Origin of the sequence: Paraburkholderia sp. GAS32 (assembly GCF_050434225.1) — a bacterium.
Classification (GTDB): Bacteria; Pseudomonadota; Gammaproteobacteria; order Burkholderiales; family Burkholderiaceae; genus Paraburkholderia; species Paraburkholderia madseniana.
The window spans coordinates 99,067-121,856 of record NZ_JBNPVS010000030.1; the positions used below are offsets into that span (position 1 = coordinate 99,067).

A 22,790-nucleotide genomic window follows, 5' to 3' on the forward strand; every position below is an offset into this window, starting at 1 on the left:
AGAGCAAGGCCCGCCAACTGGCGGGCCTTTGTTTTGGCTTACCAGCCGCCCCAGCGAGCTGCTAACGCCGAGAGCACTGCGATGCCGGCAGTTTCCGTGCGCAACACACGCGGACCGAGACCGACAGCGGTAAATCCGTGATCAGTCGCAGCGGCTTCTTCCGCCGCCGAAAAACCGCCTTCCGGGCCGACCAGCACGGTCACGCGCCCGAACGGCGGATTAACGGGCAGTGCCGAAAAGCTGATGCTGGCGCGCGGCGACAGCAGAATACGCATTTCGCCTTCTTCAGGCGTGCGAGGCAGCGCGCCGAGCCATGTAGCGATCTCACGCACCGGCATCACTTCCGGCAGGCGATTGCGCCCGCATTGTTCGCACGACGCGCGCACGATGCCTTGCCAATGCACATGCCGCCGCTGCGCGCGCTCACCGGAAAGACGAACGACGCTGCGCGTGGTGGTCAGCGGCACAAAACACGATGCACCGAGTTCGACCGCTTTCTCGATGAGCCAGTCCATCTTGTCGCCGCCGGCAATGCCCTGCGCGAGCGTGAGGTGATACGGCGCCTCCACTTCGATATTGCGGAACTCGTGAATTCTCACCTTAGCTGAGCGGCGTTCGACCTCGACGAGTTCGGCGCTGTATTCGCCGCCTTCGCCGTTGAAAAGCACGATCGAATCGCCTGGCTGCAAACGCAGCACGAGGATGTGGCGCGTGACGTCATCGGGCAACTGCATGATGTCGTCGGGCTTGAGGGGCGTACCGACGAAGAAGCGAGGCATCAGAAAAATACTCATTAGTTCAGGAAAGGTGGCGAGCGAGCGCCCAACGGTAGCCGTCCAGATCTTCGACCTGGGCAAACCGGTCGCCCCAGAATTGATCCTGTGGCTCGCTCAGCGATTTTGCGCCGGCGGCCAGCGCCCGCGTGTAAACCGCGTCGACATCGTCGACATAGACATAGAACGATTGCGGCGCGATCGCGCCCGCGCTTTTGGGTGTTTTCGCCGCCGAGCCGAACGCGCCTTCCGGCGCGAACATCACGATCAGCTGGCCTTGATAGGTCATCTCGACATGCATGACGACACCGTCGTCCTGGACGCTATCACGGACCTCGAAGCCGAATGCCGCTTCGAAGAACGCCGTGGCGGCACGTGCGTCGCGCACCGTCAGATAGGGGGTCAACCAGGGCACACCGGCTGGGCGGGAGGCGGTCATGGGGTTCTCCGGATCTTTTGGGGTTGCGGGATGCATGCTGCGAGGCCAGACGGGCGGTCGCGCATCGATACACTGATGGCGCGCGCCGACCGAACGGTGCATTCTGCCCACGCGTTAGCTTGATGGCTTTAAGAATTGACTTAGTTTATCGCGCACGGACCGGGATGCCGAGAATAGTCCGGCATGCAGGGCCGGGTCGTAGTGTTCCAAAGAGTCGATTTGACGTGCGGCAAGGCGCTCGGAGAGTGCTTCGACGGTGAGGCCGGTGGGGTCGAGCGTGTCGCTGGCGGTCGCCATCATCCAGAGCGAACCGTAGAGCGGGATGAAGGTGCTCATTGTGCGCACGATGGCGAAGGTGTCGCGCAGATCGTCGAGCAGGCCGGCGATGCGCTCCGCGTGGAAATAGGGAGAACCGAGATGCAGCGAGAGTGCGGCGGTCGGGCTCATGACTCGCTTGAGCCGCATGTAGAAGTCTGGGGTGTAGAGGCCTGAGGCGGGCGAGTCCGGTGGCGTCAGGTCGAACACGACGAGATCGAATTGTGCTGTCGCAGGGGCCGATTGGACGGCCCCCGTGACGTAATGCGCGGCGTCGCCGATCACCAGTTCGACGCGCGGATCGTCGAAAGCGCCGCCGTGCACCTCAGGCAGATACTCGCGGGTCAGGCGCACGACGTCGGCATCCAGCTCCGCCACCACGATCCGCTCGATGCCCGGGTGCTTCAGCAATTGCCGGGCGGCGCCACCATCGCCGCCGCCCAGCACCAGCGCTGCTTTCGGCGATGAATGCGCCAGCGCGGCCGGATGCACCATGCATTCGTGGTAGATGAATTCGTCGCCGGTGGAGGTCATCGGGCGGCCGTCGAGCGCAAACAGCCGGCCGAGCTGCGGCGTGTCCCATACCTCGATCCGCTGGTAGGGCGAATCGACGCGCGCAAGCCGCCGCGCGTTCGGAAATCCGTAGACGGCGTCGGCGGTGGGGTGGAACAGCAGGGGAGCGCTCAAGGATGACGGGCTCCGTTGGGAGCGCGGTGGGTTGGTGTCGCTCAATTGTAAAGGCGCAAGCGTGGTGCGGCCCCGGCCCGCATGCAGAGCCGGCACGGAACCAGCCTGAAACCAGGCCGCCAGGCGGCTTTGCGCGCAGGGTGCCGGTCAACGTTCTGTTAGAATGTCACGCTTTCAGCCTTGTCCGTTTGCTCTGCCCGTTTCGCGTCTCCTGGCGCCGCACCGTGCGCCGAAGTGGACTGGCATTCGAGCATCCGGGCCTCAAGCGCGCACCGCCTTCTGACTCTGTCTCCGGACTCGACATGACGACCCCGTCTCCCGCACACACTTCCCTGATGGCCAACGCAATCCGCGCGTTGTCCATGGACGCCGTTCAAAAAGCGAACTCCGGCCACCCCGGCATGCCGATGGGCATGGCCGAAATCGGCGTGGCTTTGTGGTCGCGCCATCTGCGTCACAACCCGAAGAACCCGCAATGGGCCGATCGCGACCGCTTCGTGCTGTCGAACGGTCACGGCTCGATGCTGCTGTACTCGCTGCTGCATCTGACCGGCTACAACCTGCCGATGGAAGAGCTGAAGAACTTCCGTCAGATGCATTCGAAGACGCCGGGTCACCCGGAATACGGCATCACGCCGGGCGTCGAGACCACCACCGGCCCGCTCGGCCAGGGTCTGGCCAACGCAGTCGGCATGGCGCTCGCCGAATCGCTGCTCGCCACCGAATTCAACAAGTCTGACGCGAAGATCGTCGACCATCACACGTATGTGTTCGTTGGCGACGGCTGCCTGATGGAAGGCATCTCGCATGAAGCCTGCTCGCTCGCGGGCGTGCTGAAGCTGAACAAGCTGATCGCGTTCTACGACGACAACGGCATCTCGATCGACGGCGAAGTGGTTCACTGGTTCCACGACAACACGCCGAAGCGCTTCGAAGCGTACGGCTGGAACGTGATCCCGAACGTGGTCGGCCATGACGTCGACGCGGTCGACGCCGCGATCAAGCAAGCCAAGCAATCGGACAAGCCGACGCTGATCTGCTGCAAGACCGTGATCGGCGAAGGCGCGCCGACCAAGTCCGGCAGCCACGATTCGCACGGCTCGCCGCTCGGCGACAAGGAAATCGCGGCCACGCGCGAAGCAATCGGCTGGAAGTGGGAGCCGTTCGTGATCCCGCAGGAAGTCTATGCAGCATGGGATGCAACAGAAGCTGGCGCACGCAACGAATCCGACTGGAACAAGGCGTTTGCAGCGTACGCAGCCAAATACCCGCAGGAAGCCGCTGAATTCAAGCGCCGCGACGCGAAGCAATTGCCCGCCGACTGGAAGGAAAAGGCGAAGGCGATCATCGCCGGCGCGAACGAACGCAAGGAAACTGTCGCGACGCGTAAGGCATCGCAACAGGCTATCGAAGGTTTGTCGGCCGTGTTGCCGGAACTGCTCGGCGGTTCCGCTGATCTGACCGGTTCGAACCTGACCAACTGGAAGGCCGCCAAGCCGGTGCGTGTGAACGCCGAAGGCAAGGCTGCCGGCAACTACGTGAACTACGGCGTGCGCGAATTCGGCATGAGCGCCGCGATCAACGGCATCGCGCTGCATGGCGGCTTCAAGGCCTTCGGCGGTACGTTCCTGACGTTCTCGGACTACAGCCGCAACGCGCTGCGCGTCGCCGCTCTGATGAAGTCGCCGTCGATCTTCGTGTTCACGCACGACTCGATCGGTCTGGGCGAAGACGGCCCGACCCACCAGTCGATCGAACACGTCGCAAGCCTGCGTCTGATCCCGAATCTGCAAGTGTGGCGCCCGGCCGATACGGTCGAAACGGCGGTGGCCTGGACCCACGCGGTCGAGCATCATGGCCCGTCGTGCCTGATCTTCAGCCGTCAGAACCTGCCGTTCTCGGAGCGTACTGACGCGCAGATCGCCAACATCGAGAAGGGTGGTTACGTGCTGCGCGACTGGAACGACGAGATCGTCGCACGCAAGGTCATCCTGATCGCCACCGGTTCCGAAGTCGAACTGGCGTTGAACGCGGTTGAGCCGCTGGCTCGCGAAGGCATCGCGGCACGTGTCGTGTCGATGCCGTCGACCACCGTGTTCGACAAGCAGGACGCCGAGTACCGTGAACGCGTGCTGCCGAAGGGCGTGCGCCGCGTCGCGATCGAAGCGGGTGTCACGGATTTCTGGCGCAAGTACGTGGGTCTGGAAGGCGGCGTGGTCGGCATCGACACGTTCGGCGAATCGGCCCCGGCTGGCGTGCTGTTCAAGCATTTCGGCTTCACCGTCGAGCACGTGGTAGAGACGGCAAAAGCCGCACTCGGCTGACCTTCGGTAAGCGCGACCGCGTGTACCCCACGCGCGGTTGCGCCAGAAGGACAGACGAACATGGAAGATTTTTTTCAGCCATCAGGAGATAGATCATGACGATTCGCGTCGCAATCAACGGCTACGGCCGGATCGGCCGCAACACGCTGCGCGCCTTCTATGAAAACGGCAAGAAGCACGATATCGAAATCGTCGCCATCAACGATCTTGGCGATGCCAAGACCAATGCTCACCTGACGCAATACGACACCGCGCACGGCAAGTTCCCGGGCGAAGTGTCGGTGGACGGCGATTACCTGGTCGTCAACGGCGACAAGATCCGCGTGCTGGCGAACCGCAACCCGGCAGAACTGCCGTGGGGCGAGCTGAACGTCGACGTCGTGATGGAATGCACGGGCTTTTTCACGACCAAGGAAAAGGCCAGCGCGCACATCAAGGGCGGCGCAAAGAAGGTCATCATCTCGGCGCCGGGCGGTAAGGACGTCGACGCGACGATCGTCTACGGCGTGAACCACGACGTGCTGAAGGCATCGGACACGGTGATCTCGAACGCATCGTGCACGACCAACTGCCTGGCACCGCTCGTCAAGCCGCTGAACGACAAGATCGGCCTCGTGAACGGTCTGATGACCACGATCCACGCGTACACGAACGACCAGGTTCTGACGGACGTGTATCACGAAGACCTGCGCCGCGCGCGTTCGGCCACGCACAGCCAGATCCCGACGAAGACCGGTGCTGCATCGGCAGTCGGCCTCGTGCTGCCGGAACTGAACGGCAAGCTGGACGGCTACGCGATTCGCGTCCCGACGATCAACGTGTCGGTCGTCGACCTGTCGTTCATCGCCGCGCGCGACACGACGGTCGAAGAAGTCAACGCGATCATGAAGGAAGCGTCGGAAGGCTCGCTGAAGGGCATCCTCGGTTACAACGACGCACCGCTGGTCTCGATCGACTTCAACCACAACCCGGCTTCGTCGACGTTCGACGCAACGCTGACCAAGGTGTCGGGCCGTCTGGTGAAGGTGTCGAGCTGGTACGACAACGAGTGGGGCTTCTCGAACCGCATGCTGGACACGGCTGTGGCGCTGGCCAACGCAAAGTAAGCTGGTGTTCTAGCTTCGTTTCGTGTGCCTTTGCTGCTGGCCTAGGGCCGGTTGCAGGGCAACTGCAAAAGAAAACCGCTCTTCGGAGCGGTTTTTTTACGCCTGAGGCGTGGGGAAATAGACGCCGGCGCGCTGCGCGGCGTTCGAGATATGCGTTTCGATCGCCTTGCCGGCCGCCGCTGAATCACGCGCCTTAAGCGCGTCGAGAATCGCCCGATGCTCGGTGTACGTGGACAGCACTAACTCGCGCCGATAAAACGGCATCCGCTGGCTTTCCTTCATGATTTCCGCGGCACTGCTCAGAATCGATTCGATCGCCGCGTTGCCGGCAATGCTCACGATGCGCATGTGGAAGTCGTAGTCGAGGCGAGCGGCTTCGTCGAGTTCGTCGCAGGCGAGCGCTGTCTGCATGGCTGCGATGTTGTCTTCGAACCAGGCGAGGTCGGAATCGGTGACAGCCAGCGCCGCCATGCGCGCGATAAAGCCTTCCAGCGCGAAACGCATCTGGTACGTATCCGGCAGCGACGACTGCTCCGCGAAGCGCCACGGTTGCGCAGCGGCGGCCTGCGCGCTTTCCACATAAACGCCCTTACCGGGACGGATCATCAGCAGACCGAGCGCTTCGAGCGTCGAGAGCGCCTCGCGCAACGATGCGCGGCTGATCGCCAGTTCCTCGGAGAGCTGACGCTGTGCCGGCAGCAAACTGCCCACCGGATAGACGCCCACTTCGATCCGTTCGCGGATGGTCGCGATGGCGGCATCGGTGACGGTGTGCGGAACGTTTTTCATCGTGGCTCACTTGGGTGCGCGGTCTGACCAGCATTGTAATACGCGTTCTGAACGCTCGTACGACGGGCCGTTTAACGTGCGCAATCCGGCCCCGGAACAGCAAAAAAATAGCGGGTAAACGCTATTTAATGAATCCTTGACGCCAGTATATCGGCTTCCTACTATTCGAGATAACAGAACTGGTCGGACCAGTCTGAACAGATGTGAATCGCAACCAGGAGGAAGCCGTGTTGAAATTCTTCAATTCGCTGTTTGGCCGGGTCGTCATAGCGTTGGTCGCGGGCATCGTGATCGGCGCCGTGTTCCCGCATTTCGCCCAATCGCTGCGCCCGCTCGGCGACGGCTTTCTCAAGCTGATCAAGATGGTGATCGGCCCAATCGTTTTCTGCGTCGTGGTGAGCGGCATGGCGCATGCCGGCGATCTGCGCAAGGTCGGCCGCGTCGGCCTGAAAGCGGTGATCTACTTCGAGATCATGACGACGATTGCGCTCGTGATCGGCGCGGTGCTGGCCTACGCAACACGGCCTGGCGTCGGCATGAACATCAATCTGCATTCGCTCGACCCCGCTTCGCTGTCGACCTACACCGAGCACGCGAAGAGCCTGAAGGACACGGCCGGCTTTCTGCTGAAGATCATCCCCGACACGGCGATCAACGCATTCGCCACCGGCGATATTCTGCAAATCCTCGTGTTTTCGGTGCTGTTCGGCTCGGCGCTGTCGCTGTTGGGCAACAAGGCGCAGCGCGTCAGCAGCCTGATCGACGAGCTTTCGCAGGTGTTCTTCCGCGTGATGGGTTTCATCATCAAGCTCGCGCCGCTCGGCGTGCTCGGCGCGATCGCGTTCACGACCGGCACCTACGGCGTCGAGTCGCTCAAGCAACTCGGCATGCTGGTGCTGGTGTTCTACGCGAGCTGCATCGTGTTCGTGGTGGTCGTGCTGGGCGTGGTGATGCGTCTGGCCGGCTTCAGCATCTTCAAGCTGATCCGCTATCTGCGCGAGGAGCTTTCGATCGTACTGGGTACAGCCTCTTCGGATGCCGTGCTGCCGCAGATCATGCGCAAGCTCGAATGGATGGGCGTCAAGGATTCGACCGTCGGGCTGGTCATTCCGACCGGTTACTCCTTCAATCTGGACGGCTTCTCCATCTATCTGACGCTTGCTGTGATTTTCATCGCGCAGGCTACCAATACGCCGCTGTCCATCCATGACCTGATCGTCGTGGTGCTGGTGTCGCTGGTGACGTCGAAGGGCGCGCACGGCATTCCTGGCTCGGCCATCGTGATTCTGGCCGCGACGCTGTCCGCGATTCCGGCGATCCCCGTGCTCGGCCTCGTGCTGATTCTGCCGGTCGACTGGTTCGTCGGCATTGCCCGTGCGTTGACCAACCTGATCGGCAATTGCGTGGCGACGGTGGTGGTCGCCGTATGGGAAAACGATATCGACCGGGCGCGTGCCCATCGCGTGTTGAACCGTGACGCAGCGCTGCGCTACGTACCCGCAGGCGAAGATGCAGGCGCCGAGCCGGCCGCCGGCGAACACGCACCGGCCGTTTGAAAAAGCACGGCCACAGTTGCACTGTGGCCAGAATCATCGCTATTCAACAGCGCGCCAACGCAGCGCGCGTTCTACCCCGGCGGATGCGCTGACTCCGCCGGCTCTCCCTCACTTTTCGTCGCCTGACTGAGACTATGGCTAATCCGATCCTCGACCCCAACGCCCCCGCTTTCACCCGTCGCTACATGAACCTCGCCGACCCGCGTCTGGGCGCGCAGGCGCTCCACGCGAGCGACGAATTTTTCGCCCCGAAAGAACGCATGCTCGAGCCGCAACCGGCAGTGTTCATTCCCGGCAAATACGATGACCACGGCAAATGGATGGACGGTTGGGAAACGCGCCGTAAGCGCACCACCGGCCACGACTATTGCGTGATCCGGCTCGCGCGGCCGGGCGTCGTGTACGGCGTCGATCTGGACACGAGCCACTTCACCGGCAACTTCCCGCCGGCCGCGTCGATCGACGCGTGCTACGTGGACGGCGACGTTCCGCCCGACAACGCCGACTGGCAAACGCTCGTGCCGGCCACCACGCTGCAGGGCAATCAGCACCATTACGTCGAAGTGAACGACGCCCGCGCGTTCACCCATCTGCGCGTGAATCTCTACCCGGACGGCGGTCTCGCGCGTCTGCGCGTGTATGGCCAGCCGAAGCGGGACTGGGAGCGCGTCGAGCGCGGCACGCTGCTGGATCTCGCCGCGATCGAAAACGGCGCGTACCTTGTCGCCGCTAACAACCAACATTTCGGGCCGGCCTCGCAGATGCTGATGCCGGGCCGCGGCGTCAACATGGGCGACGGCTGGGAGACGCGACGCCGTCGCGAGCCGGGCAACGACTGGGCGATCGTCGCGCTTGCGCGGCCGGGCGTGATTCGCAAGATCGAAGTCGATACCGCGCACTTCAAGGGCAATTATCCCGATCGCTGTTCGCTGCAGGCGGCCTCGGTGACGGGTGGGACGGACGATTCGCTCGTCACGCAGGCGATGTTCTGGCCGGTGCTGCTCGGCGAACAGAAGCTGCAGATGGACCACGTGCACACGTTCGCGGACGACATCGCCTCTCTCGGCCCGGTGACGCATGTGCGTTTCAATATCTTCCCGGACGGCGGCGTATCGCGTCTACGCTTGTGGGGCGAGATCGCATAACGGAGTTGCGTCGATGAAAACCTTGCATGTGGAACGGCTGACGCGCGCGGCTTTCGCGCCGTTCGGCGACGTCATCGAACTGGACGGCGCGCGCCATTTCCCAATCAACGGCGGCACGACCGAGCGCTATCACGACCTGGCGAACGTCGACGTGACGGAGAACGGCGGCCGGCCGCTGATCAACCTGTTTCGGGCGCAACCGCGGGCGCTGCCGATCGAAATCACGATGATGGAGCGGCATCCGCTCGGCAGCCAGGCTTTCATTCCCTTAACGGCGCGCCGCTATCTGGTGGTCGTCGCGCCTGTGGGAGAGCTCGATCCGGCGCGGATGCAAGCGTTCTGGAGCGACGGCTGGCAGGGCGTGAATTATTCGAAAGGTGTTTGGCACCACCCCCTGCTCGCGCTCGATCAGGTGAGCGATTTTGTGGTGGTGGATCGTGGCGGCGAGCAGCCTAACTGCGATGAATTGTCATTGGCCGAGCCGTGGCGGCTGCTGTTCGAAGCGAGCGTCGAGCTGGCGGAATAGGCTGGAATCGCAGCGCCGCACGCGTAAAAAAACCCGGTCGATTTGCCGTCGACCGGGTTTTTTCTTTGCCCGCCGAACCGCGCACCCCCGACGCGGCCGGCATCTCAAGCATTCGACTTCAATGCTTGCGATGCGGGCAATTCTCCTTGGTACACGCGCCGTACAGCGCCAGCGCATGTTCCTGCAGCTTGAAGCCGCGTTCCTTCGCGATGGATTGCTGGCGGCTTTCGATCTCGGAGTCGAAAAACTCTTCGACGAGCCCGCAATCGAGGCAAACGAGGTGGTCGTGATGCGACCCTTCGTTCAATTCGAACACCGCTTTGCCGGATTCGAAATTGCTGCGCGACAGCAGGCCAGCCTGCTCGAACTGCGTCAGCACCCGATACACGGTTGCGAGACCGATATCGAGCTCTTCGTGCAGCAGGTTGCGGTAGACGTCTTCTGCAGTCAGATGACGCACTGGGCTATGCTGGAAAATCTCAAGGATTTTGAGGCGCGGAAGGGTCGCCTTGAGCCCGATATTCTTGAGATCGGTTGGATTGGTCATGACAAGGGATCCCTAGAGTACAATGCTGGGCTCTCATAGTAATGTGTTTTTGCCGTTCTGGTCATCTTCGATGGAATGAAACTCGCGCGGCTCGTCAGCGGGCCCGCACGGTGAGTGAAATGATTTCAAAATCTCAATTGATCTACCGGGGGAGCCGCATGCGGGGTACCTTGATCGCTGTTGCGACTGTCGCGGTTCTTGCCGGATGTTCCACCTACGACAGCTTGACGCAGCGCGTTGCCCAAAGCATTACCCCGTACCGTATTACGGTGGTGCAAGGCAATTTCGTCTCGCAAGAAGCGGCTGCCCAGATGCAGGTCGGCATGTCGCGCGCCCAGGTGAAGCAGTTGCTCGGCACACCGTTGTTGACCGACATGTTCCACGCAGACCGCTGGGACTACGTGTTCTATTTCAAGCGCGGCTCGACTAACGTCGTGCAGCAGCGCGACTTCGTGATCCTGTTCGCGGGCGACCGTGTCGCCAGCTGGTCGGGTGGCGAAGATCTGCCGTCCAACCTCGAGTTGCTGGCTGAAATTGACGGCGACAAGTCCGGCAAGAAGAAGGCAGCCGTGCCGAATGTGGCAAGTGCTGCGACTGGCGCCAGCGCGCCGGTGGCTGCTGCGCCGGCTGCCGTGGACACCACGAGTTCGCCGTCCGTCGACGCCGCCGCGGCAGCAGCGGCCGTGCCGTCAACGGACGCCAACGCCGAAGCCGCGCAGGCCGCGAATCGGCTGACCAATGCGGTGCAATCGCCGTCGGGCAAAACGCAGTCGTCGGTGCGCTCCACCGCGCCGACCGCCAACGGCGGCGGTATTCCGCAGCAAGGCCCCACGGCCGCTGGGCAGCCGCAGTTCCAGTTCCATCGTCCGCCGCCGCCGCAGGTTCCGGGCACGCAGGATAATCCGGTGGGACCGACGGGCCCGCAAAGCAGCAATGGCGGCCCGACGCATAACGCGCCGTTGACGTCTTCTTCGTCCACTGTGGGAACGGGCGGCTAAGCACGCTGTCCTTCTCTTGGGACGGTTAAGACGGGCGCTGCGTCGGAATGTACCGTGCGCCGCGCCCGTCAGCCGTTCTGCCGTACCTGTACTGGTCGTCTGCTGGTCCTGTATGTGCGGCGCCCGGGTGTGCTGCCCGCCGCCGCTTTTGCCCGCATTTGACGGGTTTTGCCGCGGTTTACCCCTTTCGAACCCTCGTAGCCATGAAAATTGCCATTGCTGGCGCATCGGGCCGTATGGGCCGGATGCTCATCGAAACCGTCCTCAATGATTCCGACGCCACGCTGTCCGGTGCGCTCGACCGTGCGGGCTCCCCGCAACTCGGTCAGGACGCCGGCGCGTTTCTGGGCAAACAGACGGGCGTGCTGCTGACGGACGACGTCGAGCGCGTGTTCGCCGAATCCGACTACCTGATCGACTTCACGCGTCCGGAAGGCACCCTGATGCATCTGGAAGCCGCGCAGCGCCACAACGTCAAAATGGTGATCGGCACGACCGGTTTCGACAACGAGCAGAAAGCGCAACTGCGCGCCGCGGCGGACAAGATCGCCATCATGTTCTCGTCGAACATGAGCGTGGGCGTCAATGTCACGCTGAAGCTGCTCGAATACGCCGCGAAGCATTTCGCGACCGGCTACGACATCGAAATCATCGAGGCCCATCACCGCCACAAGGTCGACGCGCCGTCCGGCACGGCGCTGACCATGGGTGAAGTGATCGCCAACGCGCTCGGCCGCAATCTCGACGAATGCGCGGTCTACAGCCGCGAAGGCGTGACCGGCGAACGCGATCCGTCCACGATCGGTTTTTCGGCAATTCGTGGCGGCGATATCGTCGGCGACCATACCGTGCTGTTTGCCGGCATCGGCGAGCGCATCGAAATCACGCACAAATCGGCGAGCCGCCTGTCGTATGCGCAAGGCGCGCTTCGTGCTGTACGTTTCCTCGAAGGCCACGAGACGGGCTTTTTCGACATGCAGGACGTGCTCGGCCTGCGTTGAGCAGCACGGGGCCTGTGCAGGGCCCCGTTACGCCCCTGTAATCACTTTCCGATAGCGAGGTCAGATGGCAGGCAGCAGCGGCATCATCCACTACCTGGAAACCAGCGACGCGATCACGCATGGCGTCGCGTATGTGCTGCTGGCTATGTCGATTGCGAGCTGGTGCTTTCTGATCGTCAAAAGCTGGATCCTCACGCGCGCGAAACGTCAGGCCACGCCGGCGATTGCGCAGTTCTGGCAGGCGTCGACGTTGTCGGACGGCGTCGCGGCAATGAGACGCGTGGACCGCGAGCGCGTCTTCACGCCGCTCGCCGAGGCCGCGCTGCATGCCGCCGAAGTGGACATTCCCGGCGCGCTGCTCGCCCGCGTCGAGCGCGGCGAGCGGGTGTTGCGGGCGCTGCGCCAGGCGCTCAACGCGTCGCAGCGGCGGCTCGAGTTCGGCCAGGTGCTGCTGGCCTCGGTGGGCAGCACGGCGCCGTTCGTCGGCCTGCTCGGCACGGTTTGGGGTATCTATCACGCGCTCGGCAGCATCGCGGCGAGCGGTCAGGCGCAGATCGAGAACGTCGCGGGTCCGGTCGGCGAGGCGCTGATCATGACGGCTTTCGGCCTCGTGGTCGCGATCCCGGCAGTGCTCGCCTATAACGTGCTTGGGCGGATGGTGCGGCAGTTGTCGGAGGAACTCGACGGCTTCGCGCACGATCTGCACGCCTATGTGTGCGCGCCGGCGGATCAGCCCCGGCCTCAGCCGCAGCAAGCCCAGGCCCGGACCCCGACCCACTAAGCGCAGCGCTCAGGCAGAAGGAGGCGACATGGCATTCGGCGGACTCGAGAAAAAGCAGACGGCCGCGCCGATGGCCGAGATCAACATGACGCCGTTGATCGACGTGATGCTCGTGCTGCTGGTGATTTTTATCATTACCGCGCCTTTATTCACGCACGCGATCCGGCTCGATTTGCCCAAAGTCGCGGCCGCGCCCGCGCGGCAAACGCCGCAAACCATTTCTCTTTCAATCGATGCCGCCGGCAAGCTGTACTGGAACGGCAGCGTCATTACGCTGCAGCAGATGCGCGCGCAATTCATGGCAGCGGGCAAAGCGGCGCAGACCGACCAGCCCGAGATCCACCTGAGCGCCGAGCGCTCGACGCGCTACGAGGTGATCGCGCAGGTGATGGGCGCGGCGCAGCAGGCCGGGCTCGAGCGGATCGGTTTCGTGACGGATCCGCCGCCTCCAGGCGCTAAACCCTAGCTGCGTTATCGGGCGGCACCGCGCCCGGTGGGCCATGCCGCTAAACATGCAGCCGCTCCCGCGCCTGCGAGGCCGCCCCGCGCGCCACGCCACGCGGCGCACCCGTCCGTGGACGGTATAATCAGCCCTTTCCCCCGCAGAAGGGGAAACGACGCCATTTCATCCAGCAGAGCACCAGGCACGGTGCGAAAGCACCGAACCCAGCGATTCCATCACACCATGCACGAAAAATACGTTCCCTCCGACGTCGAAGCCGCCGCGCAAGGGCAATGGCGCGCCATCGACGCGTACAAGACGTCGGAAACCACTGATAAGCCCAAGTTCTATTGCGTCTCGATGCTGCCGTACCCGTCGGGCAAGCTGCACATGGGGCACGTACGGAACTACACGATCAACGACGTGATGTACCGCTATCTGCGGATGAACGGCTACAACGTGCTGATGCCGATGGGTTGGGACGCGTTCGGCATGCCGGCGGAAAACGCGGCAATGGCCAACAACGTGCCGCCGGCGAAGTGGACCTACGACAACATCGCTTACATGAAGAAGCAGATGCAGTCGATGGGCCTCGCGATCGACTGGTCGCGCGAGGTCGCAACCTGCAGCCCCGATTACTACAAGTGGAACCAGTGGCTGTTCCTGAAGATGCTCGAAAAGGGCATCGCGTACAAGAAAACCGGCACCGTCAACTGGGACCCGGTCGATCAGACCGTGCTCGCCAACGAGCAGGTGATCGACGGCCGCGGCTGGCGTTCGGGCGCGCTGATCGAAAAGCGCGAAATCCCGATGTACTACATGCGCATCACGCAGTACGCGGATGAGCTGCTGAACGACCTCGAAGGCCTCGGCTGGCCCGAACGCGTCAAGATCATGCAGCAGAACTGGATCGGCAAGAGCTTCGGCGTGAACTTCGGTTTCCCGTATGAAATCGACGGCGAACAGAAGCTGCTGCGCGTGTTCACCACGCGCGCCGACACGATCATGGGCGTGACCTTCTGCGCGGTCGCCGCCGAGCATCCGCTCGCCACGCGTCTCGCGCAAGACAAGCCGGAGCTGCAGGCCTTCATCGAAGAATGCAAGCGCGGCGGCGTCGCTGAAGCCGACATGGCGACGATGGAAAAGAAGGGCATGGCCACCGGCTTCTACGTCACGCATCCGCTGACGCAGGAACAGGTCGAAGTGTGGATCGGCAACTACGTGCTGATGAGCTACGGCGAAGGCGCGGTGATGGGCGTGCCTTCACACGACGAGCGCGACTTCGCGTTCGCGAAGAAATACGGTCTGCCGATCAAGCAGGTGATCGCCCTTGAAGGCAAGGAATACTCGACCGAAGCGTGGCAGGAATGGTATGGCGAGAAGGAAGGCGGCGTCTGCATCAACAGCGGCAAGTACGACGGCCTGAACTACACGCAGGCAGTCGATGCCATCGCCGCCGATCTGAAAGAACTCGGCCTCGGCGACAAACAGATCACGTGGCGTCTGCGTGACTGGGGCGTGTCACGCCAGCGTTACTGGGGCACGCCGATTCCGATCATCCACTGCCCGACCTGCGGCGACGTGCCGGTGCCGGAAAAAGACTTGCCGGTGGTGCTGCCGGAAGACCTCGTGCCGGACGGCACGGGCAATCCGCTCGCCAAGTCCGAAGCGTTTGTGAACTGCACCTGCCCGACCTGCGGCGGCGCGGCGAAGCGCGAAACCGACACGATGGACACTTTCGTCGATTCGTCCTGGTACTTCTACCGCTACGCGGCGCCGGACGCGAAAACCATGGTCGACGAGCGCACCGATTACTGGGCGCCGATGGACCAGTACATCGGCGGTATCGAGCACGCGATTCTGCACCTTTTGTACTCGCGCTTCTGGGCGAAGGTGATGCGCGACATGGGCTTGATCGAGTTCGGCGAGCCGGCCAAGAACCTGCTGACGCAGGGCATGGTGCTCAACGAAACTTACTACCGCGAAAACGAAGCGGGTAAGAAGACCTGGTACAACCCGGCTGACGTCACTGTCTCGTTCGACGACAAAGGCCGCCCGGTCGGCGCCGTGCTGAACGCGGACGGCCAGCCGGTGGTGCTCGGCGGCGTCGAGAAGATGTCGAAGTCGAAGAACAACGGCGTCGATCCGCAATTGCTGATCGATCAGCACGGCGCGGACACCGCGCGCCTGTTCGTGATGTTCGCCGCACCACCCGAGCAGCAGCTCGAATGGTCGGGTTCGGGCGTGGAAGGCGCGAGCCGTTTCCTGCGCCGTGTGTGGAGCTTTGGTCACGCGAACGAAGCAGCGTTGCGCGCCGGCGGCAAGTTCGACGTCGCGCAACTCGGCGAAGTCGACAAGGTGCTGCGCCGCGAGATCTACAGCGTGCTGAAGCAGGCCGACTTCGACTACCAGCGTTTGCAATACAACACGGTGGTGTCGGCGGCGATGAAGATGCTCAACGCGCTCGACAGCGCGAAGGGCGCGCAACCGGCCGTGCTGCGCGAGACGTACAGCGTGATGCTGCGCGTGCTGTACCCGGTCGTGCCGCATCAGACGTTCCAGTTGTGGCAGGAACTCGGTTACGCCGACGAATTCGGCTCGCTGCTCGACGCAGCATGGCCGAAGGTCGACGAACAGGCGCTCGAACAGGCCGAAATCGAACTCGTGCTGCAGGTGAACGGTAAGGTGCGCGGTGCGCTCACGGTGTCGAAAGATGCGACACGTGAAGCGATCGAACAGCTCGCCGCTGCGCATGAGGCGGTCGGGAAGTTCAGCGAAGGCAAGGCACCGAAGAAGATCGTCGTGGTGCCGGGCCGTCTCGTGAACGTGGTCGTTTGAAAGCCCACCGAAACATGACAGCAGGCAAGACGCCGCCGCTCATGGCGGCGCTTGTCTGCGTCGCGGAATCTACTGCGAACCAGGAGCCAATGTGACTCGCAGATCGTTATTGACGCTGGTGTGCAGCGTGCTGATGTTGTCCGCCTGCGGCTTCCAGCTGCGCGGCCAGCAGGACTACGCATTCAAACGACTCTTTATCTCCGGCGGTTCGGCAGCGGCCGGCGCGCGGCTCACGCGTATCGTGCAGGGCGGCAGCGACACGGTGGTGGTCACTTCGGTCGCGAATGCCGATGCAACGCTGCAGATCACTGAAGGCCGCGGCCTCAGTACGCTCACGCTGAACTCGCTCGGTGTCGTCGAAGAGTATGCGATGAATCTCTCGATGACCTACACGCTGGTCGGCAAGGACGGCACGGTGCTGATTCCGTCGAGCGTGATCGCGCTAAACCGCGCGATGACTTACAGCGACCAGTTCTCGCAGGCCAAGGCTGCTGAAGCCGACATTCTGTACGCGGACATGGAGAACGACGCGATCGACCAGTTGACGCGCCGTCTGTCGCTGGTGCGTTCGCTGCATCCGGAGCCGGGTCAGCAGGTGCCGGCGGTTGCGCCGCGCGCGCCGTTGCCGCCGCCGCCGCTGTGAGCGGTGTGCTGTGTCTTTGTTTAGTGTGCTGTACGTGCTCATGTACTCGCTCACGTACTCGTTTAACCTCGCCGATCGGTAGCCATGCAACTGCGACTTGACGCGCTCGAAACGCATCTCGCGAAGGGACTCGCCGGACTGTACGTCGTGTACGGCGACGAGCACCTGCTCGCGCAGGAAGCGTGCGACCGGATTCGTGCGACGGCGCGTGCAGCCGGTTTTACCGACCGCTCGGTGTTCACCGTCGAGCGCGGTTTCGACTGGAGTTCGCTGCTTGGCGCGAGTCAATCGATGTCGCTGTTCGGCGACCGTCAACTGGTCGAATTGCGCATTCCGTCGGGCAAGCCCGGCAAGGAAGGCGCGGATGCGCTGAAGGCGCTCGCTGCCGCCGTGAATGACGACGTGTTGACGATGATCACGCTGCCGCGATTGGACGCCGCCACGCAAAAGTCTGCATGGTTCACCGCGCTGTCTGAGGCTGGCGTCGCGCTGAAAATCGATCCGGTCGAGCGCGCACAGTTGCCGAATTGGGTCGGTCAGCGACTCGCGGCTCAGGGCCAGCGGGTTGCCGCTGGTGAAGAAGGGCGGCGCGCGTTGGCGTTCATCGCCGAGCGCGTGGAAGGTAATCTGCTGGCAGCGCATCAGGAAATTCAGAAGCTGGGGCTGCTGTATCCGGCCGGTTCGTTGAGTTTTGAACAGATTCAGGACGCTGTGCTGAACGTCGCCCGTTATGACGTTTTCAAGCTGAACGAGGCGATGCTCGCCGGTGACGTTGGCCGTCTGGCGCGCATGCTCGACGGGCTGCGCGGCGAAGGCGAGGCTGCGGTGCTGGTGCTGTGGGCCGTTGTCGAAGAAGTGCGCACGCTATTGCGGATCAAACGTGGCGTGGCGGCAGGCAAGCCGCTCGCGATGCTGGTGCGTGAGAACCGCGTCTGGGGGCCGCGTGAGCGGCTGATCGGACCGGCGCTGTCGCGCGTCACCGAGGGTGCGCTTGAAAAGGCGCTCGCTTTGGCGGCGCGGCTGGATCGGCAGGTGAAGGGATTGTCCGGTGGCACGCCGGGCAATCATCGCAACGATCCGCCGCCTGATCCGTGGGACGGCTTGTTCGAACTGGCGATGACAGTCGCTTCGCCGGCCAAAGCGGCGCCCGTGCCGCCGCCACGACCTCGCTCTGCGGGTGCCGCACCTGCTCGCAGGCCGGCCTGATCAGCCCCGTCGGCACGGCTTGTGGCGTCAAGCAAAGCTCCGCCACCCGACTTACAATCGTTTGATCTTTCGCTAATTCTGCCTGTCCGCCGCACCTCGACGTGCGCGGCGCTATGAGACTCACCATGGATATCGACCAGTACATGACCGACCTCGGCCGCCGCGCCCGCCACGCATCGCGTGCGATGGCGCGGGCGTCGACGGCGGCGAAGAACGCCGCGCTTACGGCTGTCGCTCAAGCAATCGAACGCGATGCCGCGTTGCTGAAGGATGCCAATGCGCGTGACGTTGCCCGTGCACGCGAGAAAGGGCTCGACGCTGCGTTCATCGACCGTTTGACGCTGTCGGACAAGGCGCTCGGGACGATGGTCGAAGGCTTGCGGCAAGTCGCCGCGCTGGCCGATCCGATTGGCGAGATCAGCAATCTGAAGTATCGGCCGAGCGGGATTCAGGTTGGTCAGATGCGCGTGCCGCTCGGTGTGATCGGCATCATCTACGAATCGCGCCCGAACGTAACGATCGACGCGGCCGCGCTGTGTCTGAAGTCGGGCAATGCGACGATTCTGCGCGGCGGGTCGGAAGCGCTGGAGTGCAACACGGCGTTGGCCAAGCTGATTGGTGAAGGGCTGGAAGCCGCCGGTTTGCCGCAGGACGCGGTTCAAGTCGTGGCCACGTCCGATCGCGCCGCGGTCGGCAAGCTGATCACGATGACCGAATACGTCGACGTAATCGTGCCGCGCGGCGGCAAGAGCCTGATCGAGCGGCTGATGAACGAAGCGCGCGTGCCGATGATCAAGCACCTCGACGGCATCTGCCATGTTTATGTCGACGATCGCGCGGATGTGGCGAAGGCGTTGACCGTCTGCGACAACGCCAAGACGCACCGCTACGGCACCTGCAACACGATGGAAACGCTGCTGGTGGCGCGTGGCATTGCGGCTGAAGTGCTGCCGCCTTTGGGCAAGCTGTATCGCGACAAGGAAGTCGAACTACGCGTGGACGCGGCAGCGCGCGCGGTGTTGTCGGATGCAGGCGTGGGCCCGCTCGTCGATGCCACCGAGGAAGACTGGCGCACCGAATATCTCGCGCCGGTGCTCGCGATCAAGGTGGTGGACGACCTCGATGCGGCCATTGACCATATCAACACCTACAGCTCGCAGCACACTGACGCGATCGTCACCGAAGACCATGACCGCGCGATGCGTTTCCTGCGCGAAGTCGACTCGGCGAGCGTGATGGTCAACGCGTCGACGCGCTTTGCCGATGGCTTTGAATTTGGTTTGGGTGCGGAGATCGGCATCTCGAACGACAAGCTGCATGCGCGTGGGCCGGTGGGGCTGGAAGGGCTGACGTCGCTGAAATACATTGTGCTGGGGCACGGCGAAGGCCGGCAATAACGCGGTTCGCTGCTCGACGCGCTAGCGCCATCTCTCGGATGGACACACGCTTTCCGTTCAGTGCGCTGGCGGCCCCCCTCATTTCCACGCTGACAAGCAGTACGAGGACCGCTGATGCTTTGGGTAAAAACGTTTCACATCGTTCTGATTGCTTCCTGGTTTGCCGGCCTGTTCTACCTGCCGCGCATCTTCGTCAATCTGGCGATGGAGACGGAACCCGCCGCCACGGCGCGCCTTTTGACGATGGCGCGCAAGCTGTTTCGCTTCATGACGTTTATCGCGGTGCCGGCGCTTGCATGCGGTCTGTGGCTGTGGCTCGCGGTCGGCATCGGACGCGGGCAGGGCTGGATTCACGCGAAGGTCGGTGTGGTGGTGTTGCTGATCATTTACCACGCGTATTGCGGCGTGCTGTTGCGGACATTCGAGCGCGGCGAGAATCGCCGCTCGGATAAGTGGTATCGGATGTTTAATGAACTGCCTGTTTTGGGGATGCTGGCGGCAGTGGCATTGGTGGTTATTAAGCCGTTTTGATAAATAGGAATTCTCCTATTTATTTTTGTTGATCAGATTTGTTTGTCCGGCCGCGCGGTGTTTAGCATCGTGCGGGATGCGATTCAATAATCGAATGTTGGGTAATTGGCATTCGTCAAGAAGTGTTGATTTAATCCGGCTGTTTTTACGCCAATCTCTTTCCATCAAAGTGCTTCCATAGTAGGTGATTCGTTCAGGTTATTCTTAATCTGAGCGTGACATCGCTCGTGCGCTTGCGCTGAGTCCTCCTGTGAGTCCGTTGTCTGGCAGCCCTGCGCTGTAGGCGGCTTCCTGTTCGTGAGTCCTATTTTTGTCAATTTGTCGTAGGTGCATTCCTATCGCCATCTGGATTTAAGAACTGTCCTATTAATTTGAGAATTGCTCGGTCATATAGTGATTCCATTCCAGAAGGATTAATGGGATGGTCAAAAAATGCCAATTGCGACGACCCTGTTTTTAATCCTTCTGCTACTCAGTGACGCGCGCAGGGCTTCAGTAAGACACCTCCCGCGACATCAAAACCCATGACTGATATTCAGAAGGATGAAATCATGAACAAGTCGTACAAGAGCGTATGGAATGAAAGCACCGGGACGTATGTCGCCGCGTCAGAAGTCGCGAGGAGTCGGGGCAAGTCGAGCGTGAGCAAGAAGGCTTTGGTGATTGCTATGTTGATGGCGGGTGCCGGCGCGTCACTGGATGCTGAGGCGAATAGCGGAATCGGAACGAACTTGGGTGGCTGCGCGAACACTGATCTGGCTAATGGAGCGAAAAGTATCGCAATCAGTTCCACGAATTCCCCTTGCACGGACGCAACAGGGATCTATGCGACAGCCATTGGCGCTTCTGCTACGGCATCGGGTACGGGCAGCGGCACCAGCCTTGGGGGGCAGAGTTCGGCGACCGGCTTTGCAACGGGGTCGTATCAAACTGCACTTGGCTACAGTGCCAGCGCAATCGCGAGCTATGCGACAGCCATTGGTAATGCTTCGGCAGCGAAAGGAGTTGCCTCGCTCGCTTTGGGAAACGCGGCGCTCGCGAGCGCCAATTCGTCGTTCGCCGCCGGTGACACGGCCACGGCAACGGCAACAGGTGCGGTTGCCTTGGGCGCCTTGACGAGTGCTAGTGGCACCAGCGCCGTTGCCCTCGGCACCTCGGCCGTCGCTAACCAGCAGAATGCGATGGCACTTGGTGTCAAGACTACTGCCAGTGCCACTGGCGCTGTCGCCCTTGGTAACGCGGCCGTGGCGAGCCAATCGAATGCCGTGGCCCTCGGTGCGAATTCAGTCGCCGACCGCGCCGATACCGTTTCCGTGGGCTCCACAACCGCGACACGCCAGATCGTGAACGTCGCGGCGGGTTCGCAAGCAACCGATGCGGTGAACGTCGGGCAGTTGCAGCAGGTCGGTATCAAGATCGATTCGAGCGGCTACGTCACGAACACATTCGTCGCATACGACGATATGACCAAAGGCTCAGCGACGCTGGGCGGCGCATCGGGTACGACGCTGTCGAACGTGAAGGCCGGTGTAGCCGCAACCGATGCGGTGAACGTGAGCCAGTTGCAGTCGGAAGACGCGAAGATCAACGCGGCAGGCGGGAACACTGCGGCTGCGCTGGGTGGTGGCTCGACCTACGACTCGGCCACGGGCGCGATCAGTGCGCCGACCTATAAGGTTGCAGGCGGCACGCAGCACGATGTGGGTACGGCACTCTCGTCGCTCAACAGCGCGACCGTGCAGTTCAACGGTGCGGGTGGCGCTGCGGATGTGAAGGGCAACAAGATCGTGAACGTGGCGGCAGGCGTAGCCGCAACCGATGCGGTGAACATGAGCCAGTTGCAGTCGGAAGACAAGAAGATCGACACGGCAGGCGGGAATGCGGCGACTGCGCTGGGTGGCGGCGCCGCGTATTCGGCAAGCACCGGCACGATCAGTGCGCCGACCTATAACGTTGCAGGCGGCACGCAGCACGACGTGGGTACGGCTCTGTCGTCGCTCAACAGCGCGACCGTGCAGTTCAACGGTGCGGGTGGCGCGGCGGATGTGAAGGGCAACAAGATCGTGAACGTGGCTGCAGGCACGGTGTCGGCATCGAGCATGGACGCGGTGAACGGCTCACAGTTGTACAAGACGAACCAGGACGTGGCGGCGAACAGCGACGCGATCACGAAAAACACCGATGCGATTGCCCAGAACGCTGACGCAATCACGAAGAACGCTGATGCGATCGACAACGTTGCAAGCTCGGTGAGCGACATCACGAAACAGCTCGACAGCGGCGAAGTGGGCCTGGTGCAGCAGGACCAGACCACGCGCAACCTGACGGTTGGCGCGGCGACGGACGGTCTGCAGATCAGCATGGCTGGTACGGCGGGTAACCGTGTGGTGACGGGCGTGGCAGCAGGCGCGCTGTCGGACTCGAGCAGCGACGCGGTGAATGGCTCGCAGCTGTACAAGACGAACCAGGACGTGGCGGCGAACAGTGACGCGATCACGAAGAACGCCGATGCGATCGATAACGTTGCAAGCTCGGTGACCGACATCACGAAACAGCTCGACGGCGGTGGACTGGGCCTGGTGCAGCAGGACCAGACCACGCGCAACCTGACGGTTGGCGCGGCGACGGACGGTCTGCAGATCAGCATGGCCGGTACGGCGGGTAACCGTGTGGTGACGGGCGTGGCAGCAGGCGCGCTGTCGGACTCGAGCAGCGACGCGGTGAATGGCTCGCAGCTGTACAAGAC

At 62.6% G+C, this 22,790-nt stretch carries 20 protein-coding genes; 15 read left to right on the plus strand and 5 right to left on the minus strand.

Annotated elements, in window-relative coordinates:
• Positions 1-38: 38 nt before the first annotated feature.
• From P3T25_RS30660 to speE, 3 genes are all read right to left on the minus strand, one after another.
• Entirely contained in the window at positions 39-779 is a 741-nt protein-coding gene (locus P3T25_RS30660; protein WP_429360607.1) for a 16S rRNA (uracil(1498)-N(3))-methyltransferase, read from the minus strand.
• Positions 780-798: 19 nt separating this feature from the next.
• Positions 799-1,212, minus strand: coding sequence for a VOC family protein (locus tag P3T25_RS30665; RefSeq protein ID WP_054034519.1), 414 nt, complete (start codon positions 1,210-1,212; stop codon positions 799-801).
• A 114-nt stretch (positions 1,213-1,326) separates the two neighbouring features.
• Positions 1,327-2,214 (minus strand): polyamine aminopropyltransferase, encoded by an 888-nt coding sequence (gene speE / locus P3T25_RS30670; protein ID WP_429360609.1) that lies wholly within the window; start codon positions 2,212-2,214, stop codon positions 1,327-1,329.
• Between the two features lie 302 nt (positions 2,215-2,516).
• Between speE and tkt the strand changes: the two genes are divergently transcribed.
• Together tkt and gap are read left to right on the plus strand one after the other, a co-directional pair.
• The gene (tkt, locus tag P3T25_RS30675; protein WP_429360611.1) at positions 2,517-4,538 is read left to right on the plus strand and encodes a transketolase; all 2,022 of its coding nucleotides are present in this window, start codon (positions 2,517-2,519) and stop codon (positions 4,536-4,538) included.
• Positions 4,539-4,633: 95 nt separating this feature from the next.
• A complete protein-coding gene (gap, locus tag P3T25_RS30680; protein ID WP_429360613.1) occupies positions 4,634-5,644 on the plus strand; it encodes a type I glyceraldehyde-3-phosphate dehydrogenase in 1,011 nt (336 codons plus the stop codon).
• A 96-nt stretch (positions 5,645-5,740) separates the two neighbouring features.
• On the opposite strand, the gene P3T25_RS30685 is transcribed toward gap, so the two are convergent.
• A complete protein-coding gene (locus tag P3T25_RS30685; protein WP_154558100.1) occupies positions 5,741-6,433 on the minus strand; it encodes a FadR/GntR family transcriptional regulator in 693 nt (230 codons plus the stop codon).
• 227 nt (positions 6,434-6,660) lie between these two features.
• On the opposite strand from P3T25_RS30685, the gene P3T25_RS30690 reads away from it, so the two are divergent.
• The 3 genes from P3T25_RS30690 (at position 6,661) to P3T25_RS30700 (ending at position 9,660) form a co-directional block, all read left to right on the plus strand.
• A complete protein-coding gene (locus P3T25_RS30690) occupies positions 6,661-7,989 on the plus strand; it encodes a C4-dicarboxylate transporter DctA (RefSeq protein WP_429360615.1) in 1,329 nt (442 codons plus the stop codon).
• 134 nt (positions 7,990-8,123) lie between these two features.
• A complete protein-coding gene (gene alc, locus P3T25_RS30695; RefSeq protein WP_154558099.1) occupies positions 8,124-9,134 on the plus strand; it encodes an allantoicase in 1,011 nt (336 codons plus the stop codon).
• Between the two features lie 13 nt (positions 9,135-9,147).
• A complete protein-coding gene (locus tag P3T25_RS30700) occupies positions 9,148-9,660 on the plus strand; it encodes an ureidoglycolate lyase (protein WP_429360617.1) in 513 nt (170 codons plus the stop codon).
• Positions 9,661-9,778: 118 nt separating this feature from the next.
• Here the strand turns inward: P3T25_RS30700 and fur are convergent, their stop codons facing one another.
• Positions 9,779-10,207, minus strand: a complete 429-nt coding sequence (gene fur / locus P3T25_RS30705) for a ferric iron uptake transcriptional regulator (RefSeq protein ID WP_012434340.1) — start codon at positions 10,205-10,207, stop codon at positions 9,779-9,781.
• Positions 10,208-10,365: 158 nt separating this feature from the next.
• On the opposite strand from fur, the gene bamE reads away from it, so the two are divergent.
• The 10 genes from bamE to P3T25_RS30755 form a co-directional block, all read left to right on the plus strand.
• Complete coding sequence (gene bamE / locus P3T25_RS30710; protein ID WP_154558170.1) at positions 10,366-11,205, plus strand: outer membrane protein assembly factor BamE domain-containing protein; 840 nt, start codon at positions 10,366-10,368, stop codon at positions 11,203-11,205.
• 203 nt (positions 11,206-11,408) lie between these two features.
• Positions 11,409-12,206 carry a 4-hydroxy-tetrahydrodipicolinate reductase gene (gene dapB, locus P3T25_RS30715; protein WP_429360619.1) on the plus strand — a complete coding sequence of 266 codons (798 nt, stop codon included), beginning with the start codon at positions 11,409-11,411 and terminating at the stop codon, positions 12,204-12,206.
• A 64-nt stretch (positions 12,207-12,270) separates the two neighbouring features.
• Positions 12,271-12,987 carry a MotA/TolQ/ExbB proton channel family protein gene (locus tag P3T25_RS30720; protein WP_429360621.1) on the plus strand — a complete coding sequence of 239 codons (717 nt, stop codon included), beginning with the start codon at positions 12,271-12,273 and terminating at the stop codon, positions 12,985-12,987.
• A gap of 28 nt (positions 12,988-13,015) precedes the next feature.
• Entirely contained in the window at positions 13,016-13,453 is a 438-nt protein-coding gene (locus P3T25_RS30725) for an ExbD/TolR family protein (RefSeq protein ID WP_154558095.1), read from the plus strand.
• A 219-nt stretch (positions 13,454-13,672) separates the two neighbouring features.
• Positions 13,673-16,267 carry a leucine--tRNA ligase gene (gene leuS / locus P3T25_RS30730; protein ID WP_429360624.1) on the plus strand — a complete coding sequence of 865 codons (2,595 nt, stop codon included), beginning with the start codon at positions 13,673-13,675 and terminating at the stop codon, positions 16,265-16,267.
• Between the two features lie 91 nt (positions 16,268-16,358).
• Positions 16,359-16,910 carry an LPS assembly lipoprotein LptE gene (lptE, locus tag P3T25_RS30735; protein WP_429360626.1) on the plus strand — a complete coding sequence of 184 codons (552 nt, stop codon included), beginning with the start codon at positions 16,359-16,361 and terminating at the stop codon, positions 16,908-16,910.
• Positions 16,911-16,994: 84 nt separating this feature from the next.
• Complete coding sequence (holA, locus tag P3T25_RS30740; protein WP_154558093.1) at positions 16,995-18,116, plus strand: DNA polymerase III subunit delta; 1,122 nt, start codon at positions 16,995-16,997, stop codon at positions 18,114-18,116.
• A gap of 125 nt (positions 18,117-18,241) precedes the next feature.
• Positions 18,242-19,513 carry a glutamate-5-semialdehyde dehydrogenase gene (locus P3T25_RS30745; RefSeq protein WP_266258670.1) on the plus strand — a complete coding sequence of 424 codons (1,272 nt, stop codon included), beginning with the start codon at positions 18,242-18,244 and terminating at the stop codon, positions 19,511-19,513.
• Between the two features lie 114 nt (positions 19,514-19,627).
• On the plus strand, positions 19,628-20,044 hold the full coding sequence (locus P3T25_RS30750) for a CopD family protein (protein WP_054034510.1): 417 nt from the start codon (positions 19,628-19,630) through the stop codon (positions 20,042-20,044).
• Between the two features lie 551 nt (positions 20,045-20,595).
• A partial coding sequence (locus P3T25_RS30755; RefSeq protein ID WP_429360629.1) for an ESPR-type extended signal peptide-containing protein occupies positions 20,596-22,790 on the plus strand: 2,195 nt, incomplete at its 3' end.

Bases quoted from the DNA above. Each gene is read 5' to 3' on its own strand.
- P3T25_RS30660 (WP_429360607.1), bottom strand. From the start codon at position 779: ATGCCTCGCTTCTTCGTCGGTACGCCCCTCAAGCCCGACGACATCATG.
- P3T25_RS30665 (WP_054034519.1), bottom strand. From the start codon at position 1,212: ATGACCGCCTCCCGCCCAGCCGGTGTGCCCTGGTTGACCCCCTATCTG.
- tkt (WP_429360611.1), top strand. From the start codon at position 2,517: ATGACGACCCCGTCTCCCGCACACACTTCCCTGATGGCCAACGCAATC.
- gap (WP_429360613.1), top strand. From the start codon at position 4,634: ATGACGATTCGCGTCGCAATCAACGGCTACGGCCGGATCGGCCGCAAC.
- P3T25_RS30685 (WP_154558100.1), bottom strand. From the start codon at position 6,433: ATGAAAAACGTTCCGCACACCGTCACCGATGCCGCCATCGCGACCATC.
- alc (WP_154558099.1), top strand. From the start codon at position 8,124: ATGGCTAATCCGATCCTCGACCCCAACGCCCCCGCTTTCACCCGTCGC.
- P3T25_RS30700 (WP_429360617.1), top strand. From the start codon at position 9,148: ATGAAAACCTTGCATGTGGAACGGCTGACGCGCGCGGCTTTCGCGCCG.
- fur (WP_012434340.1), bottom strand. From the start codon at position 10,207: ATGACCAATCCAACCGATCTCAAGAATATCGGGCTCAAGGCGACCCTT.
- bamE (WP_154558170.1), top strand. From the start codon at position 10,366: ATGCGGGGTACCTTGATCGCTGTTGCGACTGTCGCGGTTCTTGCCGGA.
- dapB (WP_429360619.1), top strand. From the start codon at position 11,409: ATGAAAATTGCCATTGCTGGCGCATCGGGCCGTATGGGCCGGATGCTC.
- P3T25_RS30720 (WP_429360621.1), top strand. From the start codon at position 12,271: ATGGCAGGCAGCAGCGGCATCATCCACTACCTGGAAACCAGCGACGCG.
- P3T25_RS30725 (WP_154558095.1), top strand. From the start codon at position 13,016: ATGGCATTCGGCGGACTCGAGAAAAAGCAGACGGCCGCGCCGATGGCC.
- leuS (WP_429360624.1), top strand. From the start codon at position 13,673: ATGCACGAAAAATACGTTCCCTCCGACGTCGAAGCCGCCGCGCAAGGG.
- holA (WP_154558093.1), top strand. From the start codon at position 16,995: ATGCAACTGCGACTTGACGCGCTCGAAACGCATCTCGCGAAGGGACTC.
- P3T25_RS30745 (WP_266258670.1), top strand. From the start codon at position 18,242: ATGGATATCGACCAGTACATGACCGACCTCGGCCGCCGCGCCCGCCAC.
- P3T25_RS30750 (WP_054034510.1), top strand. From the start codon at position 19,628: ATGCTTTGGGTAAAAACGTTTCACATCGTTCTGATTGCTTCCTGGTTT.